We start from the raw sequence: 12,178 nt of genomic DNA on the forward strand, positions 1-12,178 counted from the left end.
GGTGGTAGCATTGAAGTCCGTCTGCAAATGAATCGCAAAGTTGACGAGGGGTTCATCGCTTTCGCCTTCATCATTTCATTGCCGCTGTGCCTTTTTCAATCCGACACTCATAAGAATCAGCCTGTGCACACAAAGGACGCGTCGTGATGCTACGTTTTGGATGCTACAACACAGGGTATGGGCCGACCGGACCATATTTGGACCAGACCTTGGATCGAAGTTAATCGTAAGTATGGAAGATAAATGGCGTCCCCAAGGGGATTCGAACCCCTGTTACCGCCGTGAAAGGGCGGTGTCCTGGGCCAACTAGACGATGGGGACAGGACGAGCAGATCTTTGGGAGAAGTCAAGTGAGCCCTGCTGGATTCGAACCAGCGACCCGCACATTAAAAGTGTGCTGCTCTACCAACTGAGCTAAGAGCCCATGTTCACTTTCCCGCTCCCGCGGAGAGCCCCTTGTTTACGTAATTTAGGATTTTGGGTCAACTTCTTTTTCTCATCCTGCCTTACAGATATTTACCGGTACGCGCCTAAGAAAATTAACCTTTATCATTTCAGGATGATAAGACCTGAATCCACCTGCCATATAAGGGATTGCCGCAGCCAAGCCGATCTGTCCAGGCAGCCCCTTGCACGAGTAGAGGTCATGGCAGAAAACAAATACGTCATATCCAAAGCGGTTCGGGACAAGTTCAAGGTTACCGCCATCACCGAGGCGGACCTGAAGAAGTTCTCCAACCTGAGTTTGGAGCTTTTCACCTATCTCAAGGAAGTCAAATCTCTCGACTTCAAGATCTATTTCCGCGTTGATTTGGAAATGATTGAATTCATCACGCCCAAAAATTTTGCCGCTGACCTGGTGGATGCGATTATTTCGGCTCGTAATAAAGAATACAGCAACCTCGATATCTGCGTGGAACGCAAAGACTATCCAAAATTCGATCTGCTGATCCAGAATATCCGGCAGAAAAAGATCGACAATCTGCTGAAGAAAGATCCTAACCTGGATCGAAAGACCATTGAAGTCTTCGGCGATTTAAGCCAGGCCAGCCAGATGATAGTCCGCGGCGGCATCAATAAGACCGTCGCCCATAAAGCGCAAATGGCAGCCAACCGTTTGATTGATAATCTTATGGATAGTGAAGTGGCCGTGGGAACGCTGTCCCGCATGATCCTGGCCGACGAAACGCTGTATGATCACAGCGCTGCCGTTGCCATGATTTCTGGCATCATTGCCAGAAATCTGCTGAACAAAAGCAAAGAGGAGGCCGAGCAGATCGCTCGCTCCGGTCTTTACCACGATGTGGGAAAAACCTGTGTGCCCGGCCACATCCTGAATAAACCCGGCAAATTTACGCCTGAAGAATTCAACATCATCAAAGCCCATACGTCCCTTGGCTACGATGAACTGAAAAAAGCCATGGCCAACGGCGCGCCTATCGAAGAGCAGGTGGCACTTGTCGCCCTCGAGCATCACGAAAAGTTCAAAGGTGGCGGCTACCCCATGGGCAAGTCCGGACGCTTTGAAGAGAAGCCTGAAGGCATTCATGAATACGCCCGCATCGTCACCATTGCTGACGTTTACTCGGCGCTGCTCATGAAGCGTGTTTACAAAGAAGCCTATGATCAGGAAAAGTCCCTGACCCTGATGCGTTCGTTTGCGCCGAATGATTATGATCCAGCGATCTGGGGCAAGTTTGAAAAAAGCGTGACCCAGTCCATCGATTATTATGCCGCCATTGAAAAATCCAGCGATAGCAAGGACAATGGTCGCATCATCATCATCGACGAGCATGGCAAGCGCACGACGATCCACTCCAAGAACAAATCCGCTTAATCTTCAGTGCTTTATCCCCAATGAAATACTTCCCGGTACGAAGCCGGGAAAAACTTCTTGAGAAATCCGGTTTGCTCAATCCTTACGGCAGCCATCCAATGCCTTAAAATGATTTCAAGAAAGCGATGAGTCAAACGAAAGGATTCATTTCTCAAGAAAAGTCACCCACACACCCGATGCACCATTAGGTTTTGGCGGGAGTCCCGCAAACCCACTGGAGGAAACGAGTATGCAGCCTTCTGTTACATCAGCACTCTTGGCGTTCGGCCTCTGCTTGACCGCAGCCGGCTGCTCAGATTCAGCTCAATTTACAAACGGCACGGGCCCATCAGCCGGAACGGTTGGAACCAGCTCAACAGCCGCCGACGCGACGGCTGAAGAAAGCGAATTAGGTCCTGAAACCGAAGTTCCTGATTCGTTGGAAATGGATGTTCCCAAGGTGGCCGACGCGGCTTTGGATCCATCGGAAGTCAGTGCCGGGCAAACCTTACCAGGCAGTCAAACAACTATCGATCAGTTCAAGGCTGCTTGCAGTCAAGGCACGAAGAAGACTCTGACGCAAAAGATTCGCTTTCCGGAAACAGCCAACTGCCGCTTCGGAACAGCGGGGAATCTGGGTCGGAAAAATTTCTATCTGCAAGCCATGGAAGCCCAGACAACGTCCATCACTTTACCCGGCAAAGCCCAGCTTTGTGGTGTTTCGGTGAACTCCGCTGTGAGTACGATTCAGTATGATGATTTCATGATTCTGACTTTAAATGGTTATGTTCTGTTGAGCAGCAATGCGAAAATTCTGGAAGGTTTGGAAGGCACTGCGGGGACCGCTTATAAGTGGGACTTCAACCGGATCCGTGGCGTACCGGTGGACTTCGACAGCGCCTCGTATTGCATGGGTACAGATGCTTCCATCTGTACCGTCCCGGTCACCGACACATCCGGACAGTTCCAGGTTCAGGTTGATCCCACGAGTCTGATCCATCTTGCGGATCAGGTCGTGGAAAATCATACTCTTAATTTCGCGCTGGTGGCCACAGGTGATAACGACGATCTGGACTGTTGGCACACCGAATTGAATCTGGACTTCACACTTCAGTATGTCGAGGCTCCATAAGCCTCGACACGTTCTCTACCTACTTCAGGCCAGGGATCTTTAACTTGCTTTTGATCTGATCTTTGGCCTTTTCTTCCTGCTTTTTCTTTTCTTCGCTTATCTTCTGTTCCGCTTCCGCTTTCTTCGCATCAACCATGGATTGCAGCTGATTCTTCTGAGCATCGATCTGGGACCGCGTCCCCTCGGCTTCCTGCTGCGCAGGATTCAGCTGGCTCTCCCACGCTTTCAATTGGTCACGCATGCGGCCTTCGAGTTTGCCTTTCTCTTCAGCCATACGCTTATCGAGCTCCTGCTTCAATTGATCCTGCATGGCTGCAATTTCCTTGCTGAGAGCCTGACGCAGGGCTTGACGCAAATGATCGGCAAGATTGGATGTGACGTTCCACTGCAGGCTCTGCCAGGGGCCCTGGGCTTTAGCTGCAATCCTGACTTCCGTCATCGGACCAAAGACGCTATCAAGCAGAGCCTTGATGCGCTCCGACTGAGCCTCCACTTTCCAACTGAGCTGCTTCATCATGGAATTCATTTCCAGCTGGACCTGATCACCTTCCAAAATGAAATTCATGTTCAGTCCACCCTGGGCTTTATAGAAACCCAAGGCATAGTCCTGAGATTGGGTCAGCATACGATCGGCCACAGGGAACGAGGCCACACCCACTTGTATCACATCACGGGCCACAGCCTTTCTATGATCCAAAGTCGCTTCAGCCTTCAAACCCTGGATGCCCAGCTGCTGAAAATTCCCTTCCAGCTCCACCATGGTCGGCTGCGGGACCAGAGCTGGTGTACTGCTCAAATCCGTGACCTTGCCCAGCATGTCGCCCAAGGGTCCGCCAGCGGTTTCCTTGGACGAAATCTGCATCTTCTTCAACCAGAACGCAGGCAATCCATTGCGATCAGGAAAGCTCACATCCGTTCCCGCCAATCGCAGGGGCTTGCTGGGTGCAGGCTTTTCCTTGCTTTCGAGATATGGCTTGACCTTCGCATAATACACTTCAAAAACTTTGAGGGAGCGTTTGATCTCGGGTCCACAGATTTCTTCGGCCAGGTTCTTAAAATCCAGATCAGGCAGTTTGAGCTTTTGACTGAGAACAGCAATGTCCTGCTTGACGAGCTCATCCAGAATTTTGATGCGGTTGCTAACCTGAGCACCTTCATTCTTGATCTGCTGAGCGGCGGCGTCGACTTTGTCATATTGCGCCTGAGCCTTGGCTTTCAAGCTGTCAATATTGGCAAGAGTCGCTTGGATTTGGGTGGGATCATCGGGCGGCTTGATAGCGCTGGCTTCCGCCTTGATTTGCTGAAAATCAGCCGGTTTCGGCAATGTTCCGATCATGCCTTGAAACATCTGCTGGCGGTTATTCCAGTCGCCCTCGATCTGCCGAATCGCCTGGCGCGAAGGCAAATCCTCCCAGTTGATATCCTTAAGGGGATTGACCAGCCCCTTATCTTTAAGAACGTTCATGGCATTGGCCATGACTTCGTCTTTGACAGGATTCAGCATGTCCTTGGTCTTGTCCAGGGCTCCGAGACCTTCAGCCTCGGGTGGTGGCGGCGGCAAAACCCGACCCGGGCGAGCTCGCTTGGCGTGAATCTGAATATCCTGCATGGTGGCGTCTTCGATAATAACCTTGCCGCGCAGAAGCCCAGGTGAGCCGAGGTCAAAACGCATTTTATCAACTTCAAGACGGTTGAATTCAGGCGCTTCCGGATCGGTCATCTGGACCTTTTGCACTTCGATATAAAGACCGCTGATGCTGGTCTTCAGGCTTCCGATATTCACTTCTGCGCCATTGGCATCGGTAGCGAGCTTTTCCATCAACCAACGCAGCTGCTGATCCAAAAGCAAAAACGTATAGAGAACCAAGGCCAAAATGCCAAGGGCCAGGGGCAAACCAAACTTCCAACGAATCAAACCGCCGTAAGACTTCATCTTCCTCACCTCAGTTATGTTCAGGCGCGCACAGAGCGGCGAAGGGTTAAACTCAACACGACCCACAGGGGAATCAGGCCAAGCGCCAGCACCGTAGCTCCCATGACCATGGAATTATTGAAACGCGTCCATGGAATCACCGGGGCGTTATACATCTGGGTCCAAAGTCCGCTGAGCGAGGGCTCCCGTAACACCTTAAGCCCCAGAGCATGGATACCAGCATCGACCCCGACCATGCCTAGCGCCCAGCAGGCAGCCGTTACAATCAGGAGAAGGATGAGCGGCAATCTCAGGATGCAAAGGCTCAGCAGCAGCAGCACCAAATGCAGGCTGCCAATCCCAGGCGAAAAGCCCAGCCAACTGCCATAGATGAATGTCAGAACCAATTGAATCAACGAAACGCCGTTCGGAATAATCAAACTCCGACCAGGAAAGGAAAACGCCATCCCTTTGCTCCTGCAATGCTTGGAATATTTGTCACGATATCAAGGTAACATACGGTTTCCAATGGACAAAGCATAAAACGCCGAATCTGTTGAGAAATCAGGATTTTTACAAACCCTCTTCCTGGCGAAAAACAACCTCAAGTTCCCGGTATTTTGTGCCGATACCAATACTCAATGTGGAACTTAGTGCTTGCTGCTCAACTCAGAGGATGAGAATGCGCCGTAGAAACCTTATCGTCGTCGCCCTTTTCCTGGCAGGACTGACTGCTTGCGGCGAGTCGGAGCCTGTTTCCACCGGAACCAAGGCACCGGGTATCAACCGCACGTCAGGCAATCAACAACCCGCCACGACCAACGCGGCACCGGGTGATGCCACCAAAGGGCAAACCGCTTTTACAGCCAGTTGTGCCACATGCCACCCAAAGTCAGCTCAGGTCCTGGACAAAGCCGATGCCGGCGCGGTAGCTGGTGCAGCGTTGAAGGCTTATCACGGTTCAGTGGCAAAAGTTTTTGAATCCGATGCAGCGAACATCAAAGCATATTTGGAAACTTTGTGATTTCAACGAGGGGGCGAGATACGTATGAAAGTTTTAGGTTTGGTCGGCATTCTTTTGGTAACGGTGGCTTGTAACAATGCACCTCCGACCGCGACGGGTTACAAAGAGCAGCTTGGTGCCCCAGCTGCAGTAACCGCCAACCCAGGCGGTTCCTCGGGTGATGCTACCAGAGGTCAGACAGCATTGGCTGCTTGTACGGGTTGCCATGTTGCAGGTGGCGTTGGACACGTGCTGGTCGCGGCTGACGCAACCTCGCTAGAGTCGGGCAAAGCTGCGAGCAATCCAGCCCATGGCGCTGGACTAGCTGCAACGTTCACGGCAAGCGCAAAAGATATCGCCGCCTTTCTTAAGGGCGGAGCAGCAGGAGCGGCAGTAACTGGTGACGCCGTGGCCGGTGAAGCTTTACTTAAGGCCCAGTGCGAAACGTGTCATACGCCCGATGGTACGGGTATGGGTCCAGCCCTGGACGGTTTCGCCAAAGTGGAAGGCCAGGACGCCAAACCTATTCATGCCAGCGTGTTGGCCAATTTTACAGACCCCAAAAAGAAAGCCGATATTCAGGCTGCTCTTACAGCCCGCCCACAGTAAAAATTTAATACTCGAAAGAGTCCGGCACGTGCTGCCGGACTTTTTATTGCTACTGAATGCTCAACCTAAAATAGCATCCAACAGCATAGTCCCGAACCTCCCCTGAGGTTCGCACATATCTTGGAGCACACGTGCGAGGCATTGATCCCGAGCCTCACCCTCCAGACGTTCAACCACCAACCCACTCGCCGTCAGATTCCGCCCCCCCTGGTTCCAGACTTCCATTAAACCGTGTCCAAACACTTCAAACTGCGCACGCCGGCCGGCTGCATAGTCACACTTTGCGGGTGTATCCAAACTCCGAAAAAGTTCTCGGACAACAGCAGCATTTTCAGATGGCTCAACAAAATAAACCACCCCGCCCTCATCGAAACGGGTTAGAGCATCCGTCAGATCATTCCGCAGATTCCCCGTTAAAGAAGGAGGCGTCTCGCGGTACGAATGATAGGCACGTTCATGCAAAGCATATTTGGATAATGGAAACCGAAGCCAGACAAGCGAATTAAAATAATCATGCAGATTACGTTCGCGCATGGGGATTTGATGGTCTTCAATTATGGACGATTCATAGCGCCGCAATGTGGGCAGCCCAGCGTCCCGCTTTTGTCGGGTGAGATTGCGCTTCCGTCGTTGCCCAATTTTGACTTCTGGGAACAACCGCAGGGGATGCGGCAAAGCACAAAAAACCGGATGTTCATCCATCTTCTTCTGCCAGAACGCACAATCGGGCCAATCTTCGCCCTCCAAAACTTCCGGCGCCACGGACCACAGACCTTGAAAATGCGGATATTGCGCCATGAGTCGCAGGCTCTGCACAGGATAAATCAATCCGGATCACTCCATACGCTGAAAGCCAACCTCTTAACATAAAAGAAGCCCGCGGTTCAAAAGAAACCGCGGGCTTTTTGTGTTGGAATGTCATCTCGTCTCGATTGCCCCCATACTCGGACGCTTCTTGCAGAGCGTCTGGTTGGGTGCCAAATTTAACCTATATAGGGGAAACCTGCATAATTTCTCCTGCTTCGCGTCCATCTGCCCTCACAACTCAGTTATAGCCCCGTGTTCCGGACTTCTTCCAGGTTAAAAGAACAATGTGTTCTGTGAAGGCCATGACGGGTGAACATACTGATACCCCTCACTATATTCACTTATGGCGCAGTGAAAAGGGTCGAGGTTATCCACAGGTCCGGTGGAAAAGTCCCCCAGCACCTGTCGGAACCCGCCGCCCACCAAGACTTTGCCCGAATTGCTTATATTTTGATCAGACAGGGTTTCATGCGTCGCGTGGGGTGCTTCTATGACGGAAAGAGGAATTCCTAATGACAGCTTGCTTAGGGTTGGATAGGAAAGAACCCTCGTGCTCGACAGGAAGAACACAAATGGACGGATTTCAACAACGCTTTAATGGAATCGCCCGCCTTTATGGTGAAGCTGGTCTCGCTCGCTTTCGTAAAGCGCATGTCGCCGTCGTTGGTGTTGGCGGCGTGGGTTCATGGACAGCCGAAGCCTTGGCTCGCAGCGGCGTGGGGCGGCTCACCCTGATTGATCTGGATGAAGTCTGCATCAGCAACAGCAATCGGCAGCTTCATACCCTGACCGATACCGTCGGTCGCAGTAAAGTCCAGGTTATGGCGGAGCGGTTGTTGGCCATCAATCCCGAAATTCAGGTGGATGCCATCGACGATTTCTTTACCAGCAGCACAGCTTCGGCATTGCTTGAAGTTCGCTATGATGGACTGGTGGATGCCATCGATAGTTTAAAGAACAAATGCCTCCTGATTGCCCGTTGCCGCGAGCTGCGCATTCCATTGGTCACGGTCGGCGGTGCCGGTGGACGGCGGAACCCAGCCAGGATTCAAATCGCTGATCTTTCCGCGACAAGCAGTGATGGACTTTTGCGTCAGGTTCGGCGCGAATTACGTCATCAACACGACTTTCCCAAGGAAGGTTTATTTCACATACCTGCTGTCTTCAGCACCGAGCCTCCCGTGTTCCCAACAGCCGAAGGCGGCATCTGCGCAAGCGCTCAGACAGGACAAAGCGGCAAAGGCGGGTGTGAGCAAGGCTATGGAGCAGCCAGCTTTGTGACCGGGACGTTTGGATTCGCAGCGGCCTCAGCCATGCTCGATGAACTCCTTCGCGAAACGGGGCTTTGAAGATTGGCCTAGGTTCTGCAATCATCAGAGCAGCAGGGACCTGGAGCCTTCCTTACAAAACCAGTAAGAAGCGAGAGACACACGATTAAGTGAAGACGTCGGTTTAAAGATCCGAATCGCAATACAACAAAATTTTCTCATCAAATTGAGACCTTGGCCTGGAATCCCCTGATATTCCAATGCTCTTATCCTCTCATTGCTTTTGCGACACAGTATTTTATCGCTTTTATCAACGACTTAAATTTAAAAATGACGCCAGGTACGAAACCGATTTTCAAGCCTTGCTCAGTGGGCCTTTGCCACTAGGCGCAAGAACGGTCTGCATTCCAATGGTTTACCTCGATCCTTGAGTCGGTACCATCCTTGCAAAAATAGACACGCACACAACAACAACAATAGGAGGGCTCGAACTATGTCCCATCACCTTAGAGGTTCGATCGTCACACTCTGCAGCGTGCTCAGCTTTTCATGTGCTGATGAAAAAAACCCTTACAAGAATCGTTACGAGACACAAACATCAGGTCCTGCTGGTGCAGCGACCGGCAGCAATAGTGGCAACGCCACAGTCAATGCCGATGGATCCTCTTCGCCGGCGGTGAATGAAGCTGATACGAAAACCGCGGCTAACACCGATACAATCGCCAAGGAAAGCCTAAGCGCCGTTCAGATGATCTGCGGCAACCAGCCAGCTCTGGCGAAGTTTGCAGCGGAGATGGCCGTCCTTTGCGTGAATGGCCAGCCCTCGCAGGCTTTCGCCAACGCGCTTGCGGCCCCCTATAAGGGTGGAGCCAATCCGCCCTTGGTCCTGGTCAAATCCGTGGATAATAACGGCATCAGCGAATTCGTCCTGCTGGCTGTTTTGGAAGTTCCGAAACCCATCACGGAAGTATTCGCCAAGCGTGATCTCACGCATAAAGGAACGATGACCGAAGGCAATGCCACGGTCACCCAAACTGAACTCACGGCCACCCCGGGAGCTGGTGGTGATCAGCTCGGCAGCTTTGATGTTAAATTTGATTTAAAAGTGACCGTTGGCATTATCAACGTCGCTGATACCCGCATCCTCCAGCAGGACTTCATAGGGTTGACGCCCGATAAATCCTTGATTTCCGCCGTGACCTATCTGAAGCCAGGAGCGGCTGACAACACCGATAATATTCTCGCCAACTCAGTCTCATTCTGGATTGGTGATAAAAACACGACCAAGCTGATCTCAGTCAACCATCAGATGGTTGATAACCGCGGCCAGGCAGCAACCGCCGAGACGACCGTGACATCGATCGGTCGGCGGACGATGACTGATACCTACACCACGTTCTCGCAGTAAATCAGGGGATGGGCGATGAGCAGGCTGAAGGCAACCACATGTGAACTTTGGGCGGCGGGAGTTTGTTTCGTACTGGCCTTGCCGATCGGAACGCCGTCGGCTCGGGCCAACGATATTTTTGACTACCAAGGTCCCTATACGCACGCGTCGGGAGGCGCGGGCGTTATCATGAGTCGCAGCGGAGCCGCCGTCCTGCACAATCCCGCCAACCTTTGGGCCAGTCCTACGAGTGATGCCTATGTGGATTTCGCGCCAACCAACCTCACCTATAAGGTGACGACACCAAGTCCCAATATCAAACCAGGGACCATCAAGGTTCCAGTTCTGCCGCTCACTTCAGTGGGTGGCAGCGTCAAAGGCCATTCCGGTCCGCTGAGTTTTGGCTATATGTTCGTGCCTACGGGAGTCGGCAGCACTGTCAAGGTCGAGGATTTCCCCATCTCAGTCAACGGTCAGTATCAGACCGCCAATATCAGTTCCACCCAGAAAGGTTTCCGTTTCGGCATTGGCTCCGCGTATAAGGTGATGAAGAATCTTTGCGTTGGTTTTAGCATTCTGAATAACTTCAGCAGCAACACGACCAAAATCAATGTCGGCGGCCAGGATTTTCTTGAGCTCCAGAACACCTCCAGCTCCTTGCATTTGGCCCTTGGCGTCCGCTATGAGATCGGCTCATGGGCCACGCTCGGCGCTATCTATCGGCCCTCGACCGACATGCACTATACTTTAAAACTGCGTGCGCTGGGTTCCGATACGCAAAGTTTCTATCGTCGCGATTATCGCCCAACGCTCTATGGGGCTGGCCTGCATAGCAAACCTCTAGGCCGTTTTGAACCTTATGCGCAGTATTCCTATGAACGATGGACCCCTGCCACCTTTTATGCTCAGGCCCCCACCCAGGCTGTCAATGGCACAGCGCCTGTGGAGTTCCTCAATACTCATAGCTATGTGCTGGGCTCACGTTATGCTCTGCAGCCGTCTCGTCATCTGTCATTTGCCTACAGCCACTATACAAAAAACAAGGGCGCCGGTGTGATCGACCCGGCTGGGCAGGTGGTCATGCAGGGCCGGGGCGCCCAGGATTTTGAAGCCCTGGACCGCACGCATCTCACAGCCGGACTGGAGCTCAACACCAGGCCTGCCGATTGGCTGGTCTATGGCAGTTATATTCATGGCACGGCTGAAAGCCCTGAAAACACACCGAGTGCCGGCTTTTACGAACTGACAGCCCTTATGGTGGGGCTTGGGTACGTGAGCAAGTGAGAGTCCTGTTTGGAACGACGGACTTGCGGGACGCTCCTAAAAAGTTCAGAATGAGTTGCCTGTTGCCGAAGGATTCGCCATGACAACTGATCGACTCATACATGACCATGAGGGCCTGCAGCTCTATCAACTACCGGTTTTAACCGATAATTACATTTATGTTTTATATGACAAGGCCAGTCACCAGACAGTGGTGATCGATCCTGCCGAGGCGCAGCCTGTGGTGAATTTTTTGGAAAGCAAAGGCTGGTCGCTCGATGCGATCTGGAACACGCATCATCACGCGGATCATGTCGGTGGCAACCATGAGCTCCAAAAACGCTATGAGTGCTCGATCTACGGATCCGATTATGATCATGACCGAATTCCCGGTATCACCCAGACCGTACGCGATCAGGAAGAATTTCAATTGGGAACCTGGCGGGTGGAAGTTTTCGCAACGCCAGGCCATACGCTGGGTCATTGCATTTATTATGTGCCAGCGGCTGAGATTCTTTTTTGTGGTGATACGCTGTTTGCTCTAGGCTGTGGACGGCTCTTCGAAGGTACCGCCGAACAGATGTGGAACAGCCTGCAACGCATTCGCACGCTGCCTGGCACCACCCGCGTGTGCTGCGCTCATGAATATACGCTCGGCAATGCGCGCTATGCCCAAAGTTTACCGCGCTACGCGCTTGGCTTATTAAATTACATTGCAGAATTGCAAACACTGCGCAATCGGGGTGAGCCCACGGTTCCGACCCAACTTGCGGCCGAAGTTGCCTACAACCCCTTTTTGCAAGCGGATCAAACACCGATGCGCGAGGCGATCGGTCTCCCGCAAGCCTCACCGACTCAGGTTTTTGCCTGGCTGCGTACGGGCAAGGACAATTTCAAGAGCTAAAAGGCTTTGGTACTTCGCAAAAAATCCAGGAAAAAGCCCACTTTTTCTGACTAACCTCTGTTTGGCACCTTACGAAC

General features: G+C 52.2%; 11 protein-coding genes and 2 tRNA genes. 8 read left to right on the forward strand and 5 right to left on the reverse strand.

The window, feature by feature from the left end:
• Positions 1 to 244 precede the first annotated feature (244 nt).
• Positions 245 to 321, reverse strand: a tRNA-Glu gene (locus VE954_RS17715).
• 30 nt (positions 322 to 351) lie between these two features.
• Positions 352 to 424 (reverse strand) — tRNA-Lys (locus tag VE954_RS17720).
• Positions 425 to 646: 222 nt separating this feature from the next.
• Here VE954_RS17720 and VE954_RS17725 point away from each other — a divergent pair.
• Positions 647 to 1,837 carry an HD-GYP domain-containing protein gene (locus tag VE954_RS17725; RefSeq protein WP_324955148.1) on the forward strand — a complete coding sequence of 397 codons (1,191 nt, stop codon included), beginning with the start codon at positions 647 to 649 and terminating at the stop codon, positions 1,835 to 1,837.
• Between the two features lie 229 nt (positions 1,838 to 2,066).
• Complete coding sequence (locus VE954_RS17730; protein WP_324955150.1) at positions 2,067 to 2,948, forward strand: hypothetical protein; 882 nt, start codon at positions 2,067 to 2,069, stop codon at positions 2,946 to 2,948.
• Positions 2,949 to 2,967: 19 nt separating this feature from the next.
• On the opposite strand, the gene VE954_RS17735 is transcribed toward VE954_RS17730, so the two are convergent.
• Complete coding sequence (locus VE954_RS17735; RefSeq protein ID WP_324955152.1) at positions 2,968 to 4,881, reverse strand: TIGR03545 family protein; 1,914 nt, start codon at positions 4,879 to 4,881, stop codon at positions 2,968 to 2,970.
• A gap of 20 nt (positions 4,882 to 4,901) precedes the next feature.
• Positions 4,902 to 5,327, reverse strand: a complete 426-nt coding sequence (locus VE954_RS17740; RefSeq protein WP_324955154.1) for a hypothetical protein — start codon at positions 5,325 to 5,327, stop codon at positions 4,902 to 4,904.
• Between the two features lie 215 nt (positions 5,328 to 5,542).
• Here VE954_RS17740 and VE954_RS17745 point away from each other — a divergent pair, with 215 nt between their 5' ends.
• Both VE954_RS17745 and VE954_RS17750 read left to right on the forward strand, forming a co-directional pair.
• Complete coding sequence (locus VE954_RS17745) at positions 5,543 to 5,884, forward strand: hypothetical protein (protein ID WP_324955156.1); 342 nt, start codon at positions 5,543 to 5,545, stop codon at positions 5,882 to 5,884.
• 24 nt (positions 5,885 to 5,908) lie between these two features.
• Entirely contained in the window at positions 5,909 to 6,472 is a 564-nt protein-coding gene (locus VE954_RS17750) for a c-type cytochrome (RefSeq protein ID WP_324955158.1), read from the forward strand.
• Between the two features lie 60 nt (positions 6,473 to 6,532).
• On the opposite strand, the gene VE954_RS17755 is transcribed toward VE954_RS17750, so the two are convergent.
• Positions 6,533 to 7,300, reverse strand: a complete 768-nt coding sequence (locus VE954_RS17755) for a DUF3025 domain-containing protein (RefSeq protein ID WP_324955159.1) — start codon at positions 7,298 to 7,300, stop codon at positions 6,533 to 6,535.
• A 551-nt stretch (positions 7,301 to 7,851) separates the two neighbouring features.
• On the opposite strand from VE954_RS17755, the gene VE954_RS17760 reads away from it, so the two are divergent.
• The 4 genes from VE954_RS17760 (at position 7,852) to gloB (ending at position 12,101) form a co-directional block, all read left to right on the forward strand.
• A complete protein-coding gene (locus tag VE954_RS17760) occupies positions 7,852 to 8,628 on the forward strand; it encodes a tRNA threonylcarbamoyladenosine dehydratase (RefSeq protein ID WP_324955161.1) in 777 nt (258 codons plus the stop codon).
• Positions 8,629 to 9,040: 412 nt separating this feature from the next.
• Positions 9,041 to 9,955: a hypothetical protein gene (locus VE954_RS17765; RefSeq protein ID WP_324955163.1), complete on the forward strand. Its 915-nt coding sequence runs from the start codon at positions 9,041 to 9,043 to the stop codon at positions 9,953 to 9,955.
• A gap of 15 nt (positions 9,956 to 9,970) precedes the next feature.
• Entirely contained in the window at positions 9,971 to 11,218 is a 1,248-nt protein-coding gene (locus VE954_RS17770; RefSeq protein ID WP_324955165.1) for a hypothetical protein, read from the forward strand.
• A gap of 79 nt (positions 11,219 to 11,297) precedes the next feature.
• Entirely contained in the window at positions 11,298 to 12,101 is an 804-nt protein-coding gene (gene gloB / locus VE954_RS17775; RefSeq protein ID WP_324955167.1) for a hydroxyacylglutathione hydrolase, read from the forward strand.
• Positions 12,102 to 12,178: the final 77 nt, after the last annotated feature.

This window comes from Oligoflexus sp. (assembly GCF_035638955.1).
Taxonomy (GTDB): Bacteria; Bdellovibrionota_B; Oligoflexia; order Oligoflexales; family Oligoflexaceae; genus Oligoflexus.

Excerpts from the sequence above, each read along its gene's own strand:
- VE954_RS17725 (WP_324955148.1), top strand. The coding sequence starts at position 647 with ATGGCAGAAAACAAATACGTCATATCCAAAGCGGTTCGGGACAAGTTC.
- VE954_RS17730 (WP_324955150.1), top strand. The coding sequence starts at position 2,067 with ATGCAGCCTTCTGTTACATCAGCACTCTTGGCGTTCGGCCTCTGCTTG.
- VE954_RS17735 (WP_324955152.1), bottom strand. The coding sequence starts at position 4,881 with ATGAAGTCTTACGGCGGTTTGATTCGTTGGAAGTTTGGTTTGCCCCTG.
- VE954_RS17740 (WP_324955154.1), bottom strand. The coding sequence starts at position 5,327 with ATGGCGTTTTCCTTTCCTGGTCGGAGTTTGATTATTCCGAACGGCGTT.
- VE954_RS17745 (WP_324955156.1), top strand. The coding sequence starts at position 5,543 with ATGCGCCGTAGAAACCTTATCGTCGTCGCCCTTTTCCTGGCAGGACTG.
- VE954_RS17750 (WP_324955158.1), top strand. The coding sequence starts at position 5,909 with ATGAAAGTTTTAGGTTTGGTCGGCATTCTTTTGGTAACGGTGGCTTGT.
- VE954_RS17760 (WP_324955161.1), top strand. The coding sequence starts at position 7,852 with ATGGACGGATTTCAACAACGCTTTAATGGAATCGCCCGCCTTTATGGT.
- VE954_RS17765 (WP_324955163.1), top strand. The coding sequence starts at position 9,041 with ATGTCCCATCACCTTAGAGGTTCGATCGTCACACTCTGCAGCGTGCTC.
- VE954_RS17770 (WP_324955165.1), top strand. The coding sequence starts at position 9,971 with ATGAGCAGGCTGAAGGCAACCACATGTGAACTTTGGGCGGCGGGAGTT.
- gloB (WP_324955167.1), top strand. The coding sequence starts at position 11,298 with ATGACAACTGATCGACTCATACATGACCATGAGGGCCTGCAGCTCTAT.